Origin of the sequence: Gilliamella sp. B3801 (assembly GCF_026536645.1) — a bacterium.
Classification (GTDB): Bacteria; Pseudomonadota; Gammaproteobacteria; order Enterobacterales; family Orbaceae; genus Gilliamella; species Gilliamella apicola_I.
The window spans coordinates 36,395-59,582 of the sequence record NZ_JAFNNR010000007.1 but is presented as its reverse complement, the minus strand read 5'-3'; the positions used below and the strand labels follow the sequence as shown (position 1 = coordinate 59,582).

General features: G+C 35.3%; 25 protein-coding genes. 12 read left to right on the top strand and 13 right to left on the bottom strand.

Features of this window, described 5'->3' with window-relative positions; all coding sequences use genetic code 11:
- Window position 1: 1 nt before the first annotated feature.
- From fliP to fliR, 3 genes are read left to right on the top strand one after another with little or no spacing between them, the layout of a single operon-like run.
- Window positions 2-754, top strand: a complete 753-nt coding sequence (fliP, locus tag J3U14_RS07715) for a flagellar type III secretion system pore protein FliP (protein WP_324101200.1) — start codon at window positions 2-4, stop codon at window positions 752-754.
- Between the two features lie 37 nt (window positions 755-791).
- Window positions 792-1,061, top strand: a complete 270-nt coding sequence (fliQ, locus tag J3U14_RS07710) for a flagellar biosynthesis protein FliQ (protein ID WP_267349969.1) — start codon at window positions 792-794, stop codon at window positions 1,059-1,061.
- 5 nt (window positions 1,062-1,066) lie between these two features.
- Window positions 1,067-1,861 (top strand): flagellar biosynthetic protein FliR, encoded by a 795-nt coding sequence (gene fliR, locus J3U14_RS07705; protein ID WP_267349970.1) that lies wholly within the window; start codon window positions 1,067-1,069, stop codon window positions 1,859-1,861.
- Between the two features lie 203 nt (window positions 1,862-2,064).
- Here fliR and def read toward each other — a convergent pair whose 3' ends face one another.
- The gene (gene def, locus J3U14_RS07700) at window positions 2,065-2,577 is read right to left on the bottom strand and encodes a peptide deformylase (protein ID WP_267349971.1); all 513 of its coding nucleotides are present in this window, start codon (window positions 2,575-2,577) and stop codon (window positions 2,065-2,067) included.
- Window positions 2,578-2,726: 149 nt separating this feature from the next.
- On the opposite strand from def, the gene dprA reads away from it, so the two are divergent.
- Complete coding sequence (gene dprA / locus J3U14_RS07695) at window positions 2,727-3,830, top strand: DNA-processing protein DprA (RefSeq protein ID WP_267349972.1); 1,104 nt, start codon at window positions 2,727-2,729, stop codon at window positions 3,828-3,830.
- 81 nt (window positions 3,831-3,911) lie between these two features.
- Here dprA and rraA read toward each other — a convergent pair whose 3' ends face one another.
- The 5 genes from rraA to J3U14_RS07670 all read right to left on the bottom strand — a co-directional run bounded on the left by rraA (window position 3,912) and on the right by J3U14_RS07670 (window position 8,857).
- Window positions 3,912-4,403 (bottom strand): ribonuclease E activity regulator RraA, encoded by a 492-nt coding sequence (rraA, locus tag J3U14_RS07690; protein WP_065558104.1) that lies wholly within the window; start codon window positions 4,401-4,403, stop codon window positions 3,912-3,914.
- Between the two features lie 89 nt (window positions 4,404-4,492).
- The gene (locus J3U14_RS07685) at window positions 4,493-5,389 is read right to left on the bottom strand and encodes a 1,4-dihydroxy-2-naphthoate polyprenyltransferase (protein WP_267349975.1); all 897 of its coding nucleotides are present in this window, start codon (window positions 5,387-5,389) and stop codon (window positions 4,493-4,495) included.
- 195 nt (window positions 5,390-5,584) lie between these two features.
- Window positions 5,585-6,748, bottom strand: coding sequence for an ABC transporter permease (locus J3U14_RS07680; protein WP_416380129.1), 1,164 nt, complete (start codon window positions 6,746-6,748; stop codon window positions 5,585-5,587).
- Between the two features lie 16 nt (window positions 6,749-6,764).
- On the bottom strand, window positions 6,765-7,904 hold the full coding sequence (locus tag J3U14_RS07675) for an ABC transporter permease (protein ID WP_065558102.1): 1,140 nt from the start codon (window positions 7,902-7,904) through the stop codon (window positions 6,765-6,767).
- On the bottom strand, window positions 7,886-8,857 hold the full coding sequence (locus J3U14_RS07670) for an HlyD family secretion protein (protein ID WP_065558101.1): 972 nt from the start codon (window positions 8,855-8,857) through the stop codon (window positions 7,886-7,888). Before J3U14_RS07670 ends, J3U14_RS07675 begins: the two co-directional genes overlap by 19 nt.
- A 335-nt stretch (window positions 8,858-9,192) precedes the next feature.
- Between J3U14_RS07670 and J3U14_RS07665 the strand changes: the two genes are divergently transcribed.
- Entirely contained in the window at window positions 9,193-10,482 is a 1,290-nt protein-coding gene (locus tag J3U14_RS07665; protein ID WP_267349980.1) for an NAD(P)/FAD-dependent oxidoreductase, read from the top strand.
- 129 nt (window positions 10,483-10,611) lie between these two features.
- Window positions 10,612-11,193 (top strand): YiiX family permuted papain-like enzyme, encoded by a 582-nt coding sequence (locus tag J3U14_RS07660; protein ID WP_267349981.1) that lies wholly within the window; start codon window positions 10,612-10,614, stop codon window positions 11,191-11,193.
- A gap of 22 nt (window positions 11,194-11,215) precedes the next feature.
- Here J3U14_RS07660 and rnhB read toward each other — a convergent pair whose 3' ends face one another.
- From rnhB to fabZ, 4 genes are read right to left on the bottom strand one after another with little or no spacing between them, the layout of a single operon-like run.
- Window positions 11,216-11,806, bottom strand: a complete 591-nt coding sequence (gene rnhB / locus J3U14_RS07655) for a ribonuclease HII (RefSeq protein ID WP_411623302.1) — start codon at window positions 11,804-11,806, stop codon at window positions 11,216-11,218.
- Entirely contained in the window at window positions 11,800-12,984 is a 1,185-nt protein-coding gene (gene lpxB, locus J3U14_RS07650) for a lipid-A-disaccharide synthase (RefSeq protein WP_267349985.1), read from the bottom strand. The genes rnhB and lpxB overlap by 7 nt, the downstream gene beginning before the upstream one ends.
- Window positions 12,984-13,763 (bottom strand): acyl-ACP--UDP-N-acetylglucosamine O-acyltransferase, encoded by a 780-nt coding sequence (gene lpxA / locus J3U14_RS07645; RefSeq protein ID WP_267349987.1) that lies wholly within the window; start codon window positions 13,761-13,763, stop codon window positions 12,984-12,986. Before lpxA ends, lpxB begins: the two co-directional genes overlap by 1 nt.
- 45 nt (window positions 13,764-13,808) lie before the next feature.
- Entirely contained in the window at window positions 13,809-14,255 is a 447-nt protein-coding gene (gene fabZ, locus J3U14_RS07640) for a 3-hydroxyacyl-ACP dehydratase FabZ (RefSeq protein WP_267349989.1), read from the bottom strand.
- A gap of 221 nt (window positions 14,256-14,476) precedes the next feature.
- Here fabZ and fkpA point away from each other — a divergent pair, with 221 nt between their 5' ends.
- From fkpA to tusC, 3 genes are read left to right on the top strand one after another with little or no spacing between them, the layout of a single operon-like run.
- Window positions 14,477-15,310, top strand: coding sequence for an FKBP-type peptidyl-prolyl cis-trans isomerase (gene fkpA, locus J3U14_RS07635; protein WP_267349990.1), 834 nt, complete (start codon window positions 14,477-14,479; stop codon window positions 15,308-15,310).
- A gap of 8 nt (window positions 15,311-15,318) precedes the next feature.
- Window positions 15,319-15,684 carry a sulfurtransferase complex subunit TusD gene (tusD, locus tag J3U14_RS07630; RefSeq protein ID WP_411597052.1) on the top strand — a complete coding sequence of 122 codons (366 nt, stop codon included), beginning with the start codon at window positions 15,319-15,321 and terminating at the stop codon, window positions 15,682-15,684.
- Window positions 15,685-15,701: 17 nt separating this feature from the next.
- Window positions 15,702-16,055 carry a sulfurtransferase complex subunit TusC gene (gene tusC, locus J3U14_RS07625; protein WP_267349992.1) on the top strand — a complete coding sequence of 118 codons (354 nt, stop codon included), beginning with the start codon at window positions 15,702-15,704 and terminating at the stop codon, window positions 16,053-16,055.
- A gap of 268 nt (window positions 16,056-16,323) precedes the next feature.
- Here tusC and nagE read toward each other — a convergent pair whose 3' ends face one another.
- On the bottom strand, window positions 16,324-17,823 hold the full coding sequence (gene nagE, locus J3U14_RS07620; protein WP_267349993.1) for an N-acetylglucosamine-specific PTS transporter subunit IIBC: 1,500 nt from the start codon (window positions 17,821-17,823) through the stop codon (window positions 16,324-16,326).
- 250 nt (window positions 17,824-18,073) lie between these two features.
- Between nagE and nagB the strand changes: the two genes are divergently transcribed.
- The 3 genes from nagB to J3U14_RS07605 are packed head-to-tail and all read left to right on the top strand — an operon-like array spanning window position 18,074 to window position 21,300.
- Window positions 18,074-18,880, top strand: coding sequence for a glucosamine-6-phosphate deaminase (gene nagB / locus J3U14_RS07615; protein WP_267349995.1), 807 nt, complete (start codon window positions 18,074-18,076; stop codon window positions 18,878-18,880).
- Between the two features lie 11 nt (window positions 18,881-18,891).
- Complete coding sequence (gene nagA, locus J3U14_RS07610) at window positions 18,892-20,034, top strand: N-acetylglucosamine-6-phosphate deacetylase (protein WP_267349997.1); 1,143 nt, start codon at window positions 18,892-18,894, stop codon at window positions 20,032-20,034.
- 36 nt (window positions 20,035-20,070) lie between these two features.
- Entirely contained in the window at window positions 20,071-21,300 is a 1,230-nt protein-coding gene (locus J3U14_RS07605) for an ROK family protein (protein ID WP_267349999.1), read from the top strand.
- Window positions 21,301-21,366: 66 nt separating this feature from the next.
- On the opposite strand, the gene asd is transcribed toward J3U14_RS07605, so the two are convergent.
- Together asd and J3U14_RS07595 are read right to left on the bottom strand one after the other, a co-directional pair.
- Window positions 21,367-22,470, bottom strand: a complete 1,104-nt coding sequence (gene asd / locus J3U14_RS07600) for an aspartate-semialdehyde dehydrogenase (RefSeq protein WP_267350001.1) — start codon at window positions 22,468-22,470, stop codon at window positions 21,367-21,369.
- Window positions 22,471-22,743: 273 nt separating this feature from the next.
- On the bottom strand, window positions 22,744-23,178 hold the full coding sequence (locus J3U14_RS07595) for a PTS sugar transporter subunit IIA (RefSeq protein ID WP_267350003.1): 435 nt from the start codon (window positions 23,176-23,178) through the stop codon (window positions 22,744-22,746).
- Window positions 23,179-23,188 lie beyond the last annotated feature (10 nt).

Sequence of the window (23,188 nt, the reverse complement as noted above, 5' to 3'; positions counted from 1 at the left end):
TGTGCGGTTAAAAATTTTTATATTGCTAACGACATTATTAAGCTTATTGTTTTTTAGCCGATTTTGTTTTGCCGATCCTTCATCACTCCCGTTTATGACTGAAACAATACAAAATGGTGAACATAGTTGGTCATTACCTGTTGAAACATTGGTATTTTTAACGTTACTCACGTTTATACCTGCTATTTTACTTTTGATGACCAGTTTTACCCGAATCATCATTGTATTGGGATTATTACGCAATGCGCTTGGCACGCAATCAGCCCCACCCAACCAAGTTATTTTGGGCATTGCACTATTTATGACATTTTTTATTATGTCACCGGTGATCGATAAAATTTATCAAGATGCTTATATTCCTTATTCACAAAATCAAATCACGATGCAAGAAGGCTTAACAACAGCTGCAAAACCATTACGCGAATTTATGCTAAGCCAAACACGGGAAAATGATCTCGCCTTATTTATGAATATGTCTCATGTCAACGAAGTTGAAACACGAGAACAAGTGCCATTGAATGTACTAGTACCTGCCTTTGTCGTCAGTGAATTAAAAACAGCGTTTCAAATTGGTTTTACGATTTTTATTCCCTTTTTAGTCATTGATTTAGTTGTTGCAAGTACGTTAATGGCATTAGGCATGATGATGGTACCACCTGCAACCGTATCTCTACCATTCAAATTAATGTTGTTTGTTTTAGCGGATGGTTGGCATTTGTTACTAGGTTCACTGGCACAGAGCTTTTTTAGTTGAAAAACATAAATTCAAGATTCTTAAATTAAGGAAAATTATGTCACCTGATTCGATTAGTACGCTTGCTATTCAAGCTATCAAAGTCGCAGCCTCACTTGCTGGCCCTTTACTTTTAGCTGCATTGGTGACCGGCTTGATTATTAGTTTATTACAAGCTGCAACACAAATTAACGAAATGACCTTATCTTTCATTCCTAAAATTTTAGCGGTAATTGTCGTCTTAATTGTTTTAGGGCCGTCAATGCTATCAACAATGACTGACTATATTAAAATTGTTATTACCAATATTCCAAATCTAACCAGCTAAATTTAATGGAATTTGATATTAATTATCTATTTGATATTGATTTTTTTTCTTGGGTCAAAAACTCGTTTTTACCGTTTGTACGTATTTTAGCACTAATAATGGTCGCTCCCATTACTGGCGAAAAAGAAGTACCTAACCGCGTCAAAATTGGTTTAGCTTTACTCATTGCACTTTTGTTACCATTACCCCCGACCGATGAGCCTGTAACACTCTATTCATTAATGGGTATTTGGATGATTGCGCAGCAAGTTATCATCGGTGTATTAATGGGTCTTGCTATGCAACTTGCCTTTATGACCATGAGAGTAGCTGGTGAATTAATTGGTATGCAAATGGGGCTTGGCATGGCTACTTTTTTTGATCCTATTGGTGGGCCATCTACATCGGTATTATCACGTTTCACCAATATCATCGCTTTGTTAATTTTTCTTAGTTTAGATTGTCATTTATGGTTATTGTATGGACTAGCCAATAGTTTTGATATCATTCCAATAACAACTTTACCGTTAAAAGCAAATGGCGTTCTTACTTTGATTGATATCAGCCGATTACTATTTATTAATGGGATAATGTTAGCATTACCCTTAATGGCTTTGTTGTTAATTATCAATATGGCGTTAGGGCTATTAAATAGAATGACTCCTCAACTATCCATTTTTGTTATTGGTTATCCCCTAACCTTATTATTAGGGTTAATCATGCTCACATATTTAATGTCGATGTTACCCGCTTTTGCCGAGTTTGTGTTTGAACAGATATTTGAATATATATCAACAATGCTAATAGCATTAGTCGGTTAAATAATTTAAGCAAAGTATCCTAAAAGGGGCGATAAAACAGTTATTGCATATTGTAATTTATATAGATGAAAGATCGTTCTAAGTAATAAAACTCTCGGAGAGAAACCTTTTGACGGTTGGTTAAAATAAAAAATATTTATGCGGTAGTTTAACAAATTGAATCGGTATCTTCAGTTAAATTACCACATAAATTATCATTATTTTTATCTACTTTTAAGCTCTTCTCGAGCCATTTTTTTCATTTTTTGTTCGATTCGTTGACGTTTTAAAGGAGAAAGATAGTCAACAAATAGCTTACCTTTTAAATGATCCATTTCATGTTGAATGCATATCGCAAGAAGTTCATCGGCATCAATTTGGTAAGGGTTTCCATTGCGATCGAGCGCTTTAATCTTAATTTTTTCAGCTCTTGGTACAAATCCTCGACAATCTGGAATGGATAAACAACCCTCTTCTATGCCTGTCTCCCCTTCCTGGCTAATCACTTCTGGGTTAATGATTACATAAACATTGCTACGATCTTCTGTTACATCAATGACAATAATTTGTTCATGCACATTAACTTGAGTGGCGGCAAGTCCAATACCATTATGCTCATACATGGTCTCAATCATATTATCTATAATGGTTTGTAGTTCGGGTGTAAATGCTGTCACTGGTTTTGCAACTTTGCGTAATCGCTCATCAGGAAAACGTAATACCGGTAAAATAGCCATAATTTCTTCGATCTACTCCTCAATTGTCAGGTTTTTCAGATTTAAATACATTGTAAACATTTATGATGCTGGTGAATAGCATTTGTTAGCTATTGATAAAATATATCTCACCAATTCACGAAACCACACTTTTATAAAATGATAAAACAATGATGAGTAAATATGAGTTCTTATTACGAATTTCAATGCTGGGACAAGAAAAACGTGCCATTTTTAAAAAAATGAGTCAGTTTTTTAAAAATGGATTGCCAAATACAATCAATAATGTTGCATTTTTTCTCGAAAAGCTTGGATTGAATGAAATGCAACAAGAACGCTTTTTCACTACTTCATACCTTCATTTTGAACCTGTGCTTGATTGGCTCAATAGTGATGGTTTGTCTAAAACGCTTATTACCTATTGTGATCCAGATTATCCACCACTACTCAAACAAATTAGCGCATCGCCTTTATTACTTTTTGTTATGGGGAATAAACAGTTACTGCAAACACCTCAAATTGCCATGGTCGGTAGCCGTCAATTTAGTGAATATGGTGCACAATGGGGACGCTATTTTGCGGGGGAATTGGCAATAAATGGTTTAACAGTAACTAGCGGTTTAGCGTTGGGACTAGATGCAATTTGTCATCGAGGCGCATTAGAGGTATCGGGCGATACTATAGCCGTTTTAGGAAGTGGGCTTGCTAAAATAGCACCGCGATCAAACTTAAAACTTGCCCATGATATTTTGGCACAAAATGGCGCTTTAGTTTCTGAATTTTTGCCCTTTGAAGCAGCAAGATCAGAATATTTTCCAAGACGAAACCGGATAATAAGCGGATTAAGTCTGGGTACTTTTGTGGTTGAAGCCTCAGAAAAAAGTGGTTCATTGATTACCGCCCGTTATGCACTTGAGCAAAACCGTGATGTATTTGCTTTACCCGGTGAAATTAATAACGAAAACAGTCGTGGTACGCATGCTTTAATTCAGCAAGGAGCCTATTTAGTCACAAAACCAACTGATATCTTAGAGCATTATTCTCATTATTTATCAACTATCAAGCCATTAACGTCGCAATCTGTAAAATTCGTTGAAACTATGTTATATCCTGAAATTTTTGCTTTAATTCGTCATCAACCTATTCCGGTTGATATTATTGCTCAACAGTTAAATTTATCGATTCCTGATTTGGCAACTAAATTGTTAGATATGGAACTTGCCGGTTTAATTAAGACGGTAACAGGTGGGTATATTCGTAACGTTACGGTTTAATTTAGTTATATTTTACAGCCATACTATTTTTAACATCAAACATCCGCCAATTAAGATCAGCGGATGAACACAAGTTATAAGCTATTCTTCGTCGATTTCTAAGGCAATTTCCGACAAAATAATTCCGGTGTTATCGGCATAAACAAAATCACCAGAAAAGAAGGTCACCCCCCCAAAATTGACTCTAATGTCTACTTCGCCAATACCTTGATCTTCTGCACCTACGGGTATCGCCGCTAACGCTTGAATACCAATATCTGCTTCTGCCAGATAATCTACTTGTCGAACCGCGCCATAAACAATGATGCCTTCCCACTGATTTTGAACAGCAATATCAATCAGTTCTGCATCAATCAATGCTCGACGAACCGATCCACCGCCATCAATAACTAGAATTTTACCTGCACCATTAGATTGCAAGATTTCGTATAATAATCCGTTATCTTCAAAACATTTAACTGTTACGGCTTGACCTGAAAATGATGCAACCCCACCAAAATTAGTGAAAATTGGTTCTACTACGTTAACATCTTCCGGATAATAATCACAAAGAATTGAAGTATCAAACTCCATTGCCAAGCCTCCTTTAGCCTTTATATTTTAGTTTATCTAGTATAACGCTTACATAGCGTTACAAGATACCGAATTTAAATAAACGTGAGCTAGTTCAAAATAATTCCCAAACAATAAAGTAAATTAGTGAATAATGCAAGTTTGACCATCTGTAATAATAAAGGGATAGCATCCTTAGCTACCTTAAATCGAAAAACAGCATAAATATGGTAAATAAATAGCGGTAGCGTTATCAAAAATAACCACCGCCAAATGGTATGTAACTGATGACTAGCAAAAAGTGCCAATAAAATAAATGCAGTCACAATTAGAAATAGATGATAAAAGCGAGCTTTGGTTTGTCCCATTAACACCACTAACGTACGCTTATGGCAATTTCGATCGCTATCAATATCACGTAAATTGTTAATATTGAGTACGGCCACTGACAACAATCCACAACCTAAAGCAGGTAGAATAATTAAATTTGATAATGATTTTGTTTGCAGGTAGTAACTTCCTATTACACCAACTAGCCCAAAAAATATTAAAACGGATAAATCGCCAAAGCCACTATAGCCATAAGGCTTGTTGCCAATAGTATAGGTAATAGCAGCAATAATAGATAGCAAGCCTAATAATATAAAACTGAATAATTCATATCGGTTGTTGCAAGCAACATGTAATAGACATAGCCCGGATAAAATACAACAAATTATATTGATGATTAACGCTATTTTTAACTGTTTTAATGTGATTAACCCCAATTGAATACCACGAGTATGAGCGGTTATATTACATTTATCACTTCCTTTAACTGCATCACCGTAATCGTTAGCTAAATTTGACAGAATTTGTAACAATGAGGCAGTACTAATAGATAATAACATGATCCGATAATCAAATTGTTGTTGCCAATAAGCCAGCGCATTACCGACTAATATCGCACATAAAGAAAGGGGTAACGTTTTTAAGCGTAGGCTAATAATCCATGGATAATATTTCATTCACTACAACACAAGATATCTATCTAAAACATTAGCAAAATATCATAACAGGAAAAACGAATAATTCGACTTTGATAATGAAAATCTTTTTTAGTAATACATTACGCAACTTAACATTCGTTAATTGTCATCATAACTACTAAGACAATTAACGAATTATTGGAAGCGGTTTGATAAATAAAAAGTTCAATAAGATTAAATCAACTGCCGTTTAGATTGTATTTTCGCTTTTCTCTTTCTGAAAAATTTACGTATTCGACCTTCTCTTAATGCAGCAATAAGAATGCCCATTATGCTGTATATCGCACCTAATAAGAGTATCATCAATATATTGTGCCAATTATCTGCTAGCCCAAGTCCCATTTGATTCACACCTGCAATCATGTTAGTCGCCCATGTTGACGGCAATAAATATGAGACAAATTGAACCCAATGAGGCATAGCATCGATTGGCCAAATGGTACCGGATAGATAAAACACAGGCGTCGTCAAAAATGCCAATGTCAGATATATCATTTCAGTTTTGCGCAAACACTCAGTCAACAATTTACTTAAACCCAAAGCACCGAGTAATAGTTGAAATGTCATGATTAGTATTTCAGTAAGGCTAGCTAACTGACGATAACCAAGTACCCAAGGCCATAATCCAAAAAGCACGATGGATAAAAAAAGCCAGATTGGTAATAAACCAAATAAGCTACCAAAAATTACAATTTTTGGCGGTTTTCCTTGTGGCAAGGAGTTTAACGTAATGTTAGTGCGTGTTGCAGCGATTAAAAATGAGTGCTGCAATAACATCACTAATAAGCCAGGAAAAGTGATGGCTGCAAAGCTTATGCCAGCATTGTATAGCGGTTCTGTTTGACCTTTAATTGGCGATAGTATGATGTCGATCTGTTTATCGGCAAATCCAGCATTTCGCATAATCCGTGTATTATATTGAGTTAATATTTGCTGATAGATTCCTCGAATATCCACCTGTATCAAACCATTAGCTAAACGACTTGAAGCATCACCATAGGCTGGTATTGTGACTTCTTCACCATTTAAGATCTTTTTTTCAAAATTTCTTGGAATAGTAAATACCGCAAACAGTTTACGATTATTGATATCATCATACGCTTGTAATGAATTTTCATAAGTAATGGCTTCAATCTTTGAACTGGTGTTTAAAGAACGTATTAGGCTTCGACTAGTCGCCGTATGATCTTGATCAACAATTGCTACCGGCAAATTTGTAATAGTGCCATTAATATAAACTAAACTCATCAAAGAAACCGATAAAAGTAATAATAACCACATCGGTCGCATTAACATGTAAAAGAATATTTTTATAAACGAAGACCAAAATATTTTAATCATCTTACTTATCCTCTTACTGTGAATGCAAACGTTTCACTAAACGTTTTCTGACTAACACGGTAATAATTATTGGATAGATCATTAAAATACCGCAGGTTTTTAATACTGAAAGATAACTTGAATGCCGTAAAAAAAGGTCAAATAACTTATTTAGCGCATAAGTTAGTGGCTCAAGGGATGAGATAAATCTGGCTATCCACGGCATTGAAAGTTCGGGTACAACAATACCTGAATAGGTTAATGCCAATCCGACTAGCACACCGATATAGGTATATGCATCAATAGCCGTTTTCGTAAAGGTATACAGTAAAATACCAATACTTTGTGCCGCTATGACATAAAAAAACACCACCGTCATCATCGCAAACGGGGATCCTGATACCCTGGCATGTGAAAACAAAACTAACATCGCAATTTCGAAAATGAGTAACATGGTATACCAAATGGTATACGGCGCTAATTTTCCAAGCACAAAGGGATAATTAGGGCGGGTTCGCTTAGGTAATTGCGACAGGATATAGATTGTTGTAGTAACAACAAATAATTGTAATAAATGTACAACCGCCGAAAACTGTTGGAAGTACATTGAGTTACCGCTAGCATTAAATAGCCCATCATAATTGAAATTCACTTTGGCAAGTGGGGGAACTGGTAACCCGACACTGGTCGCTAACGTTGTTCGATATTCAGTATTTAACGCCGCAATTAACCCCGAATAATCCATAATGGAGTATAACCCTGCACTGTAATATAACGCATTATAATAAAGCATCGGGGTAGGTTGACGACCAGATAAAACATCCGCTTCAAAATTGGGTGGAATATACAATATGGCATAAATTTTTGCTTCTTGTAAATCCCGTTCAGCCTCGGAAAGTTGGCTATCGTAATTAATCAGGTTGGCATGCGCACCCGCATTAAGATTACGCACAATTTCACGTGATAAAACACTTTTATCCTGATCGATATAGCCAACGGGTAAATCGAACAAAACACCGCGATAAAAGATACTACTGATTAAGACAAAAATAATCAGTGGTAAGATCCACATTAACCAATGAAAAGTGAACCGCTTGAATATTTGCGGCACTTCGTCATTAAATGCATCTTTAAAACGTGTCCAAAAGTCCAACATTAATTGTCCAATTTCCATAAAGTACTCATACCCGCACGTAAACCTTCTACATGATGAATTGGATATAATCTGACTTCAAACGTTTTCAAATCAAAATCGCCCGTTGCACGAGTTGCACGCTTGGTTGCATAATCTCCCATTGGGGCAATGTAACGAACTTCTGCTTCGATTTCTTTATTTCCTAGTGCCGGCACTTCTAACTTAATACGATCCCCTTTGTGAACGTTCGGCATAATATTTTCTCGAAGATTAAACACAAAGTAGGCATCCGGTAATCGAATCACTGTTAATAACGGACTATTCGCATTAAATAATTCCCCTACCTCAGCCGGTATTGAACCAATTTCACCGCCAACAGGGGCTTTAACTTGAAGATCATCATATTGAATTTGTAATTGCTTGAGTTGCTCTTCTGCTTCTTTTAATTTGGCTGCATAAATTTCACGCTGTTCTATACGATCACCATTTTTAGCTTGATCTAAATTAGCCTGTGCAGATTGTACCTGTTGAAAAGCAGCATCACGTGTTTTTAATGCATTATCCAATATTGACTGTGATACAAACCCTTTTGCAGATATTGCTTTATTACGGTCATATTCTTTTGATGCATTATCATAAGCGACTTTTGCTTGTTCAAGTAATGCTTCGTAATAACGTATGCTTTCTTCACGCGTACCATGTTCGGAAAGTGCCACCTGAGCTTTAGCTTGATCTCGTGCGGCTTCAGCCGCTTTCACTTGCGCTAATAATTCAGGACTATCAAGCGTAATTAGAATATCATTAGGCTTTACATCATCACCTCGATTAACGTGAATAAGCTGAACACGCCCTTTGGCTTTTGAAGCCACACTGACATTCGGCGCATCAACCTCACCTTGAAGAATTAACTGGCTATTGTGTGAGCGTATTAGGATCGTCATTGAAATTAAAATAACGATTAACGCAATACTAATAAATATTTTTTTATTCATATAATTTTTTTTAAAGTGTGATGTTAAATGGATAAGATATCAAGATGTTTAGATAAATATTAATAGGATAACATACGTAAAAACTTATTTACTCATTATACGAAAAGTGCTTTATTCGTACAAGTTCACCTTCACTTTATTCCAAATAAAGGCATTAATTGTCTTCTATTCAATAAATATTAAACATTTTATTTTTAATAAAATAAATTATTTTCAATCATTGTAAATCAATATATTAATAGATTTTATTTATAATTGATATTAGTCAAAAGAATATAGATAAAAACCTACTTATTTAGTATGATATTTTAAATTAGGATTGTAAGGTATTAAATATGAAAAAAATAATTATTGTTGGTGGTGGTGCAGGTGGATTAGAGTTGGCAACTAATCTTGGTGATAAGCTAGGTAAAAATAAACAAGCTGAAATAACGCTGATCGATAAAAATAGTTACCACATTTGGAAACCACTACTGCATGAAGTTGCAACAGGTGCTATGTATGAACAAGTTGATAACATCTTCTTTTCTGAACAAGCAAAGCAACATCATTTTGAGTTTACTCAAGGTACTTTTACCAATATTGATCGTGAGAATAAGCAAGTTCTGATCAATGATACAAATGATAATCATATTTCCCTATCGTATGATATTTTGGTTATAGCAGTAGGTAGTACTTCGAATGATTTTGGTACGCCTGGTGTTAAAGAACATTGTATATTTTTAGATGATCAAAATGCCGCTATTCGCCTACGTGAAATACTGCTATCAAAATTCACAAATTTCTGTTCAACGCTCGATAAAGACGCTGACACTAAAGGGGAAAAACTTCACATTGCTATTGTTGGTGGTGGCGCAACAGGTGTCGAGTTAGCCTCTGAACTACCTCATATGGTTGAAACGTTTGGCGTTTGTCGAAAAAACAAAATGTGTGCTGATTTCTTAGATGTATCCGTTATTGAAGCAACCAATCGTATCTTACCAGCATTACCCGAAAAAACGGCATTAAGCATTACTAAAACCCTTGAAAAACGCGGTATTCATGTCTTAACAAATACCATGATTACTAAGGCCGAAAGTGATGGATTCTATCCTAAAGAAGGGGAAACCATTAAAGCCGATATTATGATTTGGACTGCTGGCGTTAAAGCACCTGATTATCTGAAAGACATAGCTGGTTTAGAATCAAGTCGTTCAAATCAATTAGTCGTTAAACCGACATTACAAACTACACGAGACGATAATATCTTTGTTATTGGTGATAGTGCTTATGCGATGCAAGATAGCGGACGAGCCTCTCCACCCACAGCACAAGCAGCTAATCAAATGGCAAAAATTTGCGCTCGAAATATCGTTAGTCTGATTAACAATCAAGCCATGAAGTCATTTGTCTATACCGATAAAGGAACCATTATTTCTTTACATGACACCGCCCAAGGCGTGGTTAAGTTGATTGGCAATAAAGAAATGAGTGTGAAAGGTTGGTTTGCGTTAATGATCCATCGATTATTATATCGTATGCATCAAGCTAGTTTATTGGGTATCTTTAAAACCATCCATTTTGCTCGTGATTGTAAAGCTAAATATAAAAGTAAATTTGCGTCTATTTTTAGTCAGCAAGATTAATTATTAACCGAAAAATAAACAACAGCTACTTGATAATAAATAATCTTCAGTAGCTGTTTTTTTATATAAGATATTTAGACAGTACTTTTCAACTCATTCAAAATATAACTATATGAATAATAGAAAAATATGCAATTTATTTTAATTTTTATATTGTTATTTTCCTCTTTTATCTGTGAAGCAAATTATCAGCCAAAAGATGGCGATATTATTTTTCAATCGTCTCAATCCAGTCAAAGTAAAGCCGTTGAACAAGCAACAAATTCGCCCTATAGCCATATGGGAATCATTTTCATAAAAAATGGTAAACCTTATGTATTTGAAGCTGGGAGTAAAGTCGCTTATACACTTTTAACAAGCTTTATTGAAAGAGGAAAAAATAGATATTATGTAATCAAACGTCTCAAAGATCATAATTTATCTGTTAAGGAAACCAATAAATTAAAGCTAGTTGCAAAAACTTTTGAAAATAAACCTTATGATATCTGGTTTGATTGGAATGACAATTATATCTATTGTTCTGAATTAGTTTGGAAAATTTATAATAGAGCACTTAAATTAGAAATTGGTCAATTACAGAACATCAAAGATTTCAATCTTTCATCAGCACTCGTAAAACAAAAATTAAAAGCGCGTTATGGCGATAAAATCCCCTTTCAAGAAACCGTTATTTCGCCTGTCGCTATGTTTAATTCACCGTTATTAATATAACAGTAGACAAAAAATGGTCGCATTAAACAAGTAATAACTTTTTAACTGGAGCAAAACTTTTACGATATAAATGATTGATACCATACAGCTCAATTGCCATTAAATGATCTTTGGTGGGATATCCTTTATGTTTTGCCAGTCCATATTGGGGATACAATTTGTCTAATTCTACCATTTCACGATCACGCGTTACTTTCGCTAAAATCGACGCAGCACTAATCTCTGCCACCAGCAAATCGCCTTTGACAACGGCTTGTGTTTGAATACCAAATTCCGGACAACGATTACCGTCAACTAAAACAAAATCTGGTTGGATCGCAAGTCCTGTTACCGCTCGTTGCATAGCTAACATGGTAGCATGCAAAATATTTAATTTATCAATTTCCTCAACCGAAGCTCTTGCAATACACCAAGCTAGTGCATTTTCTTTAATAACGTCAAATAATTGATCTCGTTTTTTTTCAGAAAGTTTTTTAGAATCCGTTAATCCTTTGATTGGTTTATTAGGATCTAAAATAACAGCTGCCGTCACAACATCACCACAAAGTGGTCCCCGCCCAACTTCATCAACTCCAGCAATTAAGGTGGCATCAGGATAACTAAATTCTAACAACAAGGTGAATCCTCTAATACATCAAGTACAGCTTGAGCTGCTTGTTCATCAGCGTGACAACGAATTTGCTGATGTAATGATAAAAATGTTTTTTTAAGTTCACGATTATCCCCTTCTAAAAAAGGAATAATATGATTAGCGATATTTTCAGGGGTACAGTCTTGCTGTAATAACTCGGGTACAATTTCTTTACCAGCTAAAATATTGGGTAATGAAACATAAGGGGTTTTAACTAATTTTTTGGCTAACCAAAAAGTGAATGGCTTCATTTTGTAACCCACCACCATTGGACATTTGGCTAGCATGCATTCTAGTGCTACTGTTCCGGATGCCAAAATCGCAGCATCACTGGCAATCATTGCTTCACGGGCATGACCATCTAATAGTTGAACTTTCAGTTCTGGTGCTATTTGCGTTTTAATCTGCTCAAATTCTTGTCGTCTTTTTTCATTGACTAAAGGTACGACTATATGCAAATCAGGGTAACGATCACGTAAAATCTGAGCTGCTTGTAAAAAAGGGGCAGACAATAAGGTGACTTCCGCATGACGACTACCCGGCAATATTGCTAAACACCGACCATTGAGCGGAATGCCTAATTGTTGACGCATTGCGACTTGGTCAGGCATTAATGGCACATCATCTGCCATTTTGTGACCAATAAAACGACAAGGGACATTAAACTTATCATAAAACGCTTTTTCAAAAGGTAAAAAAGCTAATATGAGATTAGTATTACGTTTAATTTTGAAAACACGTTTTTGCTTCCAAGCCCATACCGAAGGACTCACATAATGAATTGTTTTAATCCCTGCTCGCTTTAACTTACCTTCTAAGGAAAGATTAAAATCAGGTGCATCAATTCCTATAAAAATGTCGGGTTTTAATTCAATTAAACGCTTAGTAATATCACGACGTATTGCTAAAATACGACGTAATTTTCCCAACACTTCTACAATCCCCATAACAGAAAGCTCATCCATTTCATACCAAGCTTGACACCCTTCAGCTTGCATTAAAGGCCCTGCAATACCAACAAATCGAATATTAGGATGATACTTTTTGAGAGAACGAATCAATCCAGCGCCCAGAATGTCGCCAGATGTTTCACCGGCGACTAAAGCAATGGTTAATGATTTATTCGTATCTGTCTGGCTTGTGATTGGTTGACTAGTCATTAACGAATGATGCCACGTGTTGAACGTGCAAAAAAATCATTGAATAATTTGACTTCAGGATATTGATTTGCAATAGCCTCAATTTCTGCTTTCGCTTCGTCTAACGATAGCCCATTTCGATAAAGAATTTTGTAACTATTGCGGATAGCTTGCAAAGCTTCTTTACTGAATCCACGACGTTTTAGACCTTCGTAATTCACGCCATGTGGTGTGGCATGATTTCCTTGTGCTATCACATAAGGTGGGACATCTTGCGCAACGCCTGAACAACCACCAACCATAACATGTGATCCAATGACACAAAATTGATGTACCGCAGTCATACCACCAATGATAACATGATCATCTAACTGAACATGTCCGCCAAGTGTTGCATTATTTGCCAAAATACAATGATTCCCAATTCGACAATCATGCGCAACATGCGCATTGATCATTAATAGATTATCACTGCCAATTTTAGTAATTCCGCCACCTTGAACAGTACCGCGATGAATAGTCGCGCTTTCGCGAATCATATTGCGATCACCAATTTCAGTGCGAGTTGGTTCGCCTCGATATTTTAAATCTTGGTTAACTTCACCAATCGATACAAATTGAAATATCTGGTTATCTTTACCAATTTTAGTGTGGCCATTGATGACTACATGTGATTTTAAAAAAGTCCCTTCACCAATTTCAACATTTTCACCAATAAAGCAAAAAGGACCAATTTTAACATTGTTACCAATTTTGGCGCCTTTTTCTATCACTGAACTTGGATGTATTTCCGTTGCCATAGCATTTCCTTCATACTGTTTTTGGGATATTTAGACAAATCAATACTATTTACGAGCACACATCATCTCGGCTTCGCAAACTAACTTTCCATCAACAGTTGCTATACCATGGAATAATGCAATTCCACGACGCTCTTTAATATATTCCACATCCAGTACAATCTGATCACCAGGCACAACAGGTCGTTTAAAACGAGCTTTATCAATAGATGCAAAATAGTACAATTGTCCGGGTGATAATTCTTCAATACTTTTAAAAGCTAAAATACCCGTTGCTTGGGCCATCGCTTCTAAAATTAAAACACCGGGGAAAATGGGTTTATTAGGAAAATGTCCCTGAAAAAAAGGCTCATTGACCGTTACATTTTTGATTGCTTTTAGTGTTTTCCCTTTTTCATAACTAATCACACGATCAACCATTAAAAAAGGATATCGATGTGGTAATAAACTAATAATTTCTTCGATATCAAGGGTATTAAGTTCGGTAGTCAAAATAGCTATCCTTATATATTAATATAAACTTTTTACATTATAACTGAGGATGCCACTTGCACTCAAGAATGATTTAATCATCAAGAAAGGATTAATGACAATGTTAATGATTTGTTAAGGCAAATTTTTTACTAATAATGGTTTGTAAATACTGTATTATCTAATATCAAATAAGTTATAATATTAATAATAATAAAAAAATTTCAATATGGAGAATTAAAATGAAGTTATTTTTAAGAATGACGCTTATCAGTAGCGCAATTGTGTTAGCTTTAACTGGATGTGATACCCAAAGTAATCCGACGGATAAGCAAACAACTACCCATGCTGAACAAACTATCACGTCGGCAGAACAATCAGCCAATCCGAATAAAGTGACATTAACTACTCAAACACAAAAAGATTCTTATGCATTAGGTTCTTCATTTGCGTCTTCTTTAAAAGAAAGCGAAATTGATATCGATCCTGACTATATTATCAGCGGACTCACTGAAACATTTAACAGTAAATCACAATTATCAAATGATGAAACTGACGCTATTTTAAGTGCTATTCGTCAACGTGTGATGGAAAAAGCCAAAGCGCGTTTTGAAAAAGAAAAAGCAGAAAATATTGAAGCAGGTTCGAAATTCCGTTCAGAATTTGCTAAACAAAGTGGTGTAAAACAAACTAAGTCGGGCTTACTTTATCAAATAATTAATCAAGGTTCTTCTCATCATCCAACAAAAGATAGTAACGTTATTGTTCATTATGAAGGTAAACTCGTTGACGGACGTAAATTTGATAGTTCATATGATCGTGGTGAAACCGTTAGCTTTAAACTTGATGAAGTAATTAAAGGTTGGGCTGAAGGAATTCAATTAATTGGAGTAGGTGGTAAAATCAAATTAGTCATTCCACCAGAATTAGCATATGGTAGTCAATATTATCCAGCTCAAGGAGACAAAGCAGCGATTTTACCAGAATCAACTTTAGTTTTTGAAATTTCGCTATTGGGCATTGATGGAGATAACAATGGGAACAATCAACAATCTTCATTTAAGCAAATAAGATAAATAAATTGATTACTTCATTGAAATATACACTCGTTGTTTTGGGTCCTGCTTATGGGACCCAATCTGCTTATTGTGCGTATCAATTTGCACAAGCCTTATTGTTAAATACATCTCACACCATAAAAAATATCTTTTTTTACGCTGATGGTGTTTATAATGGTAATCGATATACCGACCCTGCCAATGATGAATTTGATTTAGTCAGCGCTTGGCAAGAATTAGCAAAAAAATATGATCTACCCTTAACAATTTGTGTTGCAGCTTCGCTAAGACGTGGAATAACCGAAGAAAATATTGCCGATTATTTTCAATTAACCGGTTTAGGTGAGCTAACTGAATCAATCACTTTATCAGATCGTGTTATTCAATTTTAAATATGACGGTTAATGATATGAAGAAAATTGCCATTATTATTCATTCTTCCCCTCATGGTAGTGCCAAAGGTCGAGAAGCACTTGATTTGGCTTTAGCATTATCTGCTTTAAATCATATTACGGTCATTTTTACCGATAAAGGCATTTTTCATTTATTACCTGAACAGCAACCCGATCTCATTTTGATGCGTGACTATATCGCCACATTCAATATGCTTGAACTTTATGATATTGAAGATGTTTATGTGAGTGAGTCAGCATTAAAATCGCATAATCTTTCTGATTTCACCTTTAATATTACCACTAAAGTGATTAACCATTACGATTTAAATCAATTGCTTGATGAGCAAGATGTCATTTTAACATTCTAATTTAATATTAAATTTTTAATCTGCTTCATTATTAAAAATTGTTTCGCCCACATCATCCTTTCAATTAAGATTAATCTAGTCTGATTAACATTAGACTAAGCCATATTTAGAAACGCAATAACTGATTATCAAATCAAACACAACGGAAAGAAATAAGAATATCGAAGGGTAATAAGTAATCAAGAAAAATAAAAAACCGCCTTATTTTGTCGTTAAGTATGACGAATAAGGCGGATTAATTAATAGTTATAGTTTAAGTAGTTATCGTTTAAACTAATTTTTTCATTTGATCTGCAATCTTTTCAGCTTGTTGACCAACAACAATTTGCACACCTGTTTTACCTAATTTAATCACAGCCATTGCACCTAATGCTTTAGCGGCTGCTTCATCAACTAAATCAGAATCTTTCACACTCAAACGTAATCGAGTGATACAAGAATCAATATTAGTCAGGTTTTCTTTACCGCCAACAATAGCTAAATATTGTTCAGCAAGCGCTGTGGTATCAGCTGTCGTTTGCGCTGGTTTAGCGGTATCAGTTGTCGATGATTGTGCCGCACTGTCTTCATCTTCACGACCTGGGGTTTTAAGGTTAAATTTAACAATGATAAAGCGGAACGCAACATAGTAAACCACAAAGAACACTAAACCTTGAAGAATGAGCATATACCACTGCACTGCAAGAGGATTTCCAGATTGCAGTAACATATCGATTAAACCGGCACTGAAACCAAATCCACATATCCATTGCATCGTTGCAGCAATAAAGAGTGAAATGCCCGTTAAAATTGCATGTATAACATAAAGTACTGGTGCAACAAACATGAACGCAAATTCAAGCGGTTCTGTAATTCCCGTAAAGAATGCTGCAAAAGAAGCCGCTAACATAATTGATGCGGTTTTATCTTTATTGCCTTTTTTCGCTGTGTGATACATGGCTAAAGCAGCACCTGGTAAACCAAACATCATAATTGGGAAGAATCCTGCTTGATAACGTCCGGTAATACCTACAACAGCTTTACCAGAATCTATCGCACTTTGACCAGCCAAGAAATTTGGAATATCGTTAATGTTAGCAACATCAAACCAAAATACCGAGTTAAGAGCATGATGTAAACCAACTGGAATTAATATACGGTTAAAGAAGCCATACACCCCTGCACCTGCTGCACCTAAATTCTTAATCGATTCACCAAATTTTACTAATGCTTCAAAAATAATTGGCCAGATAAAATAAAAGATGACAGAGATAAGTAGCATCACGATAGAAACAATAATCGGAACAAGTCGTTTGCCACTAAAAAAAGCTAACGCTTTATGTAACTCAACCGTACTAAATTTGTTATAGAGTTCAGCTGAGATAATACCCACTAAAATACCAATAAATTGGTTATTGATTTTCGCAAATGCAGGAGATATTTGCGTTTGCCAACCATCAACACTGGTATCAACACCTTCAAAAAGTGCAATTGAATTTGGCGATAATAATGTTGTAATAATCAAAAATCCGACCAACCCAGAAAGTGCAGCTGCACCGTCTTTGTCTTTGGACATACCATATGCAACACCAATAGCAAATAAAATTGGCATGTTATCAATGATAGCGCCACCAGATTTTATTAAAAATGTTGCCGCAATACTATTTGCACCCCATTCAACGCTATTGATCCAATATCCTATCCCTAGAAGTATTGCTGCAGCAGGTAGAACTGCAACTGGCACCATTAATGAGCGCCCAATACGTTGCATATAAGCTAAAATTCCCATAAGTTTAACCTCTTATATTTATTTAAACTATATCTAAACATGATGATTTGTTATGCATCTTCAGATATCAGTAAACGATCCATTCTATTTCATATTATATTATTTTACTTCGCAAATTAATTATTCAATATATGTGATTTTTATCACGCTTTTTTTTGATTAATTGCTCTAATATAGTAAAATACAGTCAACATATTTTACTTCAAAAAAAAAGAAGTGGTTCTAATTATATCAGAAAAGGTGGTATCGAATGAGGCTTATTCCTTTAGAAAATGCTCAAGAAGTGGGCGCTTGGGTTGCACAACGTATTGTGAATAAAATTAACCAATTTAAACCGACAGCGGATCGTCCGTTTTTGTTAGGCTTACCAACCGGTAGCTCGCCATTAGTGATGTATCAACAACTGATCAAACACTACCAAGCAGGTGATGTTAGCTTTAAACATGTGGTAACGTTTAATATGGATGAATACGTTGGTATTCCTGAAGATCATCCACAAAGTTATCACACTTTTATGCATGAAAACTTTTTTAATCATATTGATATCGATAAAAACAATATCCATATATTAAATGGCAATGCAACTGATATTGCTCAAGAGTGTCGCCAATATGAAGAAAAAATCAAATCTTATGGCAAAATCAATATTTTTGTTGGTGGTGTTGGTCAAGATGGACATATTGCTTTTAATGAACCGGGTTCGTCGCTTTGTTCACGCACACGTATTAAAACGCTAACTGAAGATACACGTATTGCCAATTCACGTTTCTTTGATAATGATGTGAATCAAGTTCCAAAGCATGCATTAACTATTGGTGTCGCTACTTTAATGGATGCGCAAGAAGTGATTTTATTAGTCTGTGGTCATAACAAAAGTTTAGCATTACAAGCCGGCGTTGAAGGTTCAATTAATCATTTATGGACAGTATCAGCATTACAAATGCACCCAGCATCTATTATTGTTTGTGATGAACCAAGCACTGATGACCTTAAAGTAAAAACATTAAAATATTTCAAACAAATGGAAGCAGACAATCTTAACGTGACCATTTTATAAAGGATAACTCAATGTATGCATTAACAAATTGTCGTATTTATACCGGTTATGAGATTCTTGAAAATCATGCTGTTATTATCGACGGTGATAAAATTGACAAAATTTGTAAACAAGATAATTTACCCGACAATATCAAAATTGAAGATCTACAAGGAGCGATCGTTGCGCCTGGATTTATTGATATTCAAGTCAATGGATGTGGCGGTGTGCAATTTAATGAGACACTCGACGCATTAAGTGTTGAAACATTAGAAGCGATGCAAGCGACCAATCTTATTTATGGTTGTACTAGCTATTTACCGACTTTAATCACATCAACAGATGAATTTATGATAAAAGCGGTCGCGGTAATGCGTGAATACTTAGCTCGACATCCTAATCAAGCATTAGGCTTACATCTTGAAGGTCCTTATATTAGTCCTGAAAAGAAAGGGATTCATGACGAAAACATTATTCGTTCACCTTCGCAAAAAATGATTGATTTTCTATGTGAAAATGCTGATGTAATTAAAATCATTACTCTTGCGCCAGAAAGAGTTGAAAGCCATTTTATTAAACAATTAGTTAATGCAGGAATTCATGTTTCTGTCGGTCATTCCAATGGTCATTACGATGACTGTCGTCGTGGCTTCAATGATGGAATTCGATTAGGCACTCACCTATTTAATGCTATGCCTTATATTTCAGGACGTGAACCAGGCGTAGTTGGTGCAATATATGATGAACCAGAAGTATATGTTGGTATTATTGCCGATGGACATCATGTAAGTTGGGCAAACATTCGCAATAGCCATAAAATTAAGAAAGATCACTTAATTTTAATTACGGATGCAATGTTGTTAGCCGGTTCTAATTTGTCTTCTGCTGTTTTTGCAGGTAAAACCATTTATTATAAAGATGGGCTATGCGTTGACGATAAAGGCACGCTTGGCGGTTCTGCATTAACCATGATTGATGCAGTTAAAAATGCTGTTGAATATGTGGGTATTGCTTTAGATGAAGCCTTAAGAATGGCGACACTTTACCCAGCAAAAGCAATCGGTGTGGATAAACAACTTGGTAGTATTAGTGAAGGTAAAATTGCTAACTTAGTTGTTTTTAATCGAGACTTTACGATAACTAAAACGGTTGTTAATGGAGAAATCACCCGTTAGAATATCAGATAATTAATGATAGTATTGAGAAAAGATATGACATTTAATTATCTGAATTTAGTTGGAAATGCTGAACTAATTAAACAATTAAATTATGCTATGATTTATCGTTTAATTGTTCAGCAAGCTCCCATTTCTCGTATCCAGTTAGCCGAAATCAGTCATTTAGCTCCAGCCAGCATTACCAAAATTACCCGACAGCTACTTAAGAATAAACTAATAAAAGAAGTTGATGCCCAGCAATCAACTGGTGGAAGACCAGCGGTTTCCATTCAAGCCAAGTTTGACTATTATCAAGCCATTGCTATTCAATTAAGTCGTTCACATGTCACCATTGAACTCTATGATCTTGGAGCAAACAGCTTAGTTTCTGAAGTGTATCCTCTTACCGTTTTTATACAGCAACAAGCACAAGAATATTTAATTACATTAATTGAACAATTTATTCAAAAAAATAGTAAAAAGATTAAGCATCTTATTGCTATATCGGTGGTTCTACCTGGATTGATTGATTCTGTAAGAGGAATTGTTCGATATACACCTCATATTCAAGTTAACGCATGGCCTTTAGCCGATATATTGCAGAAACAATTTAATGTTTCTATTTTTTTAGGTAATGATATCCAAAGTCTAGCATTAGCCGAAAATTATTTTGGCTCTACGCAAGATGTCGATGATTCAATTTTGATTCGTGTTCATCGTGGTGTCGGATCAGGTGTTATTGTCAATCAACAATTACTGACTAACCATAATCAAAGTGCTTGCGAAGTGGGACATATTCAAGTCGATGCGTTAGGTGAACGCTGTCATTGTGGTAATTTTGGTTGTTTGGAAAACCGAGTTGTTAATGATGCCATTGAACGACGAGCAAAACAGATGATTGATCAAGGTTATACGACTAAATTAACAAAAGATTGTTGTGATATCGTCAACATTTGCCAATTAGCCAATCAAGGGGATGAGCTTGCCATTAAGTTAGTCAAAGATGCAGGCGAAAATCTAGGTCGAGCAGTAGCTATTATGGTCAATATTTTTAACCCACAACGAATTGTATTAGCAGGTGAACTCACCAAAGCGACAGAAATACTTTTAGATACAGTAACTAGCGCTTTAAACTCACTGAGTTTAGAAGATTTAAGAAAGAATCTTTCAATCAACTGCTCTTCACTCAATGACCGCTCGGCAATTGGTGCATTTGCTTTAGTACAACAAGCGTTATTTAATGGATCACTTTTGATGATTTTGCTCGAACATGATGTAGCATAAATAACTTTTTAAGTTCAAAAACAGCCCGAAAAAATCGAGCTGTTTTATCATGCCATCGGTTAACCATTATGCTAAGATGCGTAACATCCTCCGTAACGGTTCTGCGGCCCCCCACAACAACTGATCCCCAACGGTAAATGCTGATAAATAGTCTTTACCCATATTTAGTTTACGCAAACGACCAACAGGAGTGGTTAATGTACCAGTAACGGCTGCTGGGGTTAACTCTCTCATGGATAATTCTCGATCATTGGGTATCACTTTTACCCAATCATTATGTGCAGCAAGTATTTTTTCAATTTCCGGCACGCTAATGTCTTTTTTCAGCTTGATGGTAAATGCCTGACTATGACAACGCAAAGCACCAATACGAATACATAGTCCATCTACAGGAATAATTTGATTGGTACCTAATATTTTGTTGGTTTCAGCTTGCCCTTTCCACTCTTCTTTACTTTGTCCATTATCCAATGCTTTATCGATCCAAGGAATTAAACTCCCAGCAAGTGGTACACCAAAATTATCGGTTGGCAAACTTCCATCACGCATTTTTTGGGTTACTTTACGTTCAATCTCTAAAATTGAAGAGTGAGGATCTTGTAGTTCTTTGGCAACTTCGGCATTTAACATCCCCATTTGCGTTAAAAGTTCACGCATATGGCGAGCACCACCACCAGAAGCCGCTTGATAAGTTGATACGGACACCCAATCAATCAAATTTTCAGCAAATAAGCCACCCAGTGACATTAACATTAAACTGACTGTGCAATTCCCGCCGACAAACGTTTTAATACCTTTGTCCAATGCAGTTTGAATATTCGCTTTATTGACAGGATCTAATACGATAATGGCGTCATCTTCCATACGCAATGTAGATGCTGCATCAATCCAATATCCTTGCCACCCCGAAGCACGTAGTTTTGGATAAATTTCGGAAGTATAATCTCCACCTTGACAAGTCACGATAATATCTAACGCCTTTAATGCTTCAATATTATCGGCACTTTGCAATGTTCCTGTTTTACCGCCAAAACTAGGTGCAGCTTGCCCTGCTTGTGAAGTCGAAAAGAAAATAGGATTAATATAATCAAAATCGTGTTCTTCAACCATACGTTGCATCAGAACCGACCCCACCATTCCACGCCATCCAACAAAACCAACATTTTTCATATTTTATTTCCAAAAGTAGATGTTATACCAAGAGACTTTTTTACTATTAAAGCAAAATATCATCATAAAACAAGCAAGATAAGAATTATTTTTGTAGGTTTTAAAATAATAACACAGTGTTATATTAAACTCGTTTTGAGATGAATACATTTATATGAAGAATAAAGATATTTTAATTATAACCAACTTGAAAAGGTAGCAATGAGTTAAGGCAAATATATTTTTAGCATACTAAAATAGATTTGCCTCAATTATTATTTTTTAATCATATAATTAAAATTCCTCATCTTGAATATTATTGTTACTAATTGAAATTAAATTATATCGCTCAATACATTGTACTGATGATTCGATGACTTCTGGCAATAAATCAATTAGATCATTTTTATCCGTTCTAAGCATAAATGTGGTTAATAGCATTGGAATATTAACGCCAGTGATAATTTCCATCATCGGATAATTTGGGATCAGTTTAACAAGAGTATTAAAAGGCGTACCGCCTTTTAAATCAACTAAGCATAAAATGGCTGATCCCGATTTAGTTAACATTGCTAACTTTTGTTCAATTTGCTCTTGAAAATCATCTAGCGATTGTCCCATTAAAAAAGGAACGGCTTCACATTGAGTTTGCTTACCGCATATCATTTCAGCCGTTTCAATTAAACTGTTAGCCGTTGTGCCGTGAGTACTTACTAATACTGCAATCATGCACGACTCC

Excerpts from the sequence above, each read along its gene's own strand:
- nagE (WP_267349993.1), bottom strand. The coding sequence starts at position 17,823 with ATGGGAATTTTAGCTTATATGCAACGTATTGGGCGCTCATTAATGGTG.
- rraA (WP_065558104.1), bottom strand. The coding sequence starts at position 4,403 with ATGGAGTTTGATACTTCAATTCTTTGTGATTATTATCCGGAAGATGTT.
- J3U14_RS07675 (WP_065558102.1), bottom strand. The coding sequence starts at position 7,904 with ATGGAAATTGGACAATTAATGTTGGACTTTTGGACACGTTTTAAAGAT.
- J3U14_RS07660 (WP_267349981.1), top strand. The coding sequence starts at position 10,612 with ATGCAATTTATTTTAATTTTTATATTGTTATTTTCCTCTTTTATCTGT.
- fliQ (WP_267349969.1), top strand. The coding sequence starts at position 792 with ATGTCACCTGATTCGATTAGTACGCTTGCTATTCAAGCTATCAAAGTC.
- tusC (WP_267349992.1), top strand. The coding sequence starts at position 15,702 with ATGAAGAAAATTGCCATTATTATTCATTCTTCCCCTCATGGTAGTGCC.
- fliR (WP_267349970.1), top strand. The coding sequence starts at position 1,067 with ATGGAATTTGATATTAATTATCTATTTGATATTGATTTTTTTTCTTGG.
- J3U14_RS07665 (WP_267349980.1), top strand. The coding sequence starts at position 9,193 with ATGAAAAAAATAATTATTGTTGGTGGTGGTGCAGGTGGATTAGAGTTG.
- dprA (WP_267349972.1), top strand. The coding sequence starts at position 2,727 with ATGATGAGTAAATATGAGTTCTTATTACGAATTTCAATGCTGGGACAA.
- J3U14_RS07605 (WP_267349999.1), top strand. The coding sequence starts at position 20,071 with ATGACATTTAATTATCTGAATTTAGTTGGAAATGCTGAACTAATTAAA.
- def (WP_267349971.1), bottom strand. The coding sequence starts at position 2,577 with ATGGCTATTTTACCGGTATTACGTTTTCCTGATGAGCGATTACGCAAA.
- J3U14_RS07685 (WP_267349975.1), bottom strand. The coding sequence starts at position 5,389 with ATGAAATATTATCCATGGATTATTAGCCTACGCTTAAAAACGTTACCC.
- nagA (WP_267349997.1), top strand. The coding sequence starts at position 18,892 with ATGTATGCATTAACAAATTGTCGTATTTATACCGGTTATGAGATTCTT.
- asd (WP_267350001.1), bottom strand. The coding sequence starts at position 22,470 with ATGAAAAATGTTGGTTTTGTTGGATGGCGTGGAATGGTGGGGTCGGTT.
- fkpA (WP_267349990.1), top strand. The coding sequence starts at position 14,477 with ATGAAGTTATTTTTAAGAATGACGCTTATCAGTAGCGCAATTGTGTTA.
- J3U14_RS07595 (WP_267350003.1), bottom strand. The coding sequence starts at position 23,178 with ATGATTGCAGTATTAGTAAGTACTCACGGCACAACGGCTAACAGTTTA.
- J3U14_RS07670 (WP_065558101.1), bottom strand. The coding sequence starts at position 8,857 with ATGAATAAAAAAATATTTATTAGTATTGCGTTAATCGTTATTTTAATT.
- lpxA (WP_267349987.1), bottom strand. The coding sequence starts at position 13,763 with ATGGCAACGGAAATACATCCAAGTTCAGTGATAGAAAAAGGCGCCAAA.
- nagB (WP_267349995.1), top strand. The coding sequence starts at position 18,074 with ATGAGGCTTATTCCTTTAGAAAATGCTCAAGAAGTGGGCGCTTGGGTT.
- lpxB (WP_267349985.1), bottom strand. The coding sequence starts at position 12,984 with ATGACTAGTCAACCAATCACAAGCCAGACAGATACGAATAAATCATTA.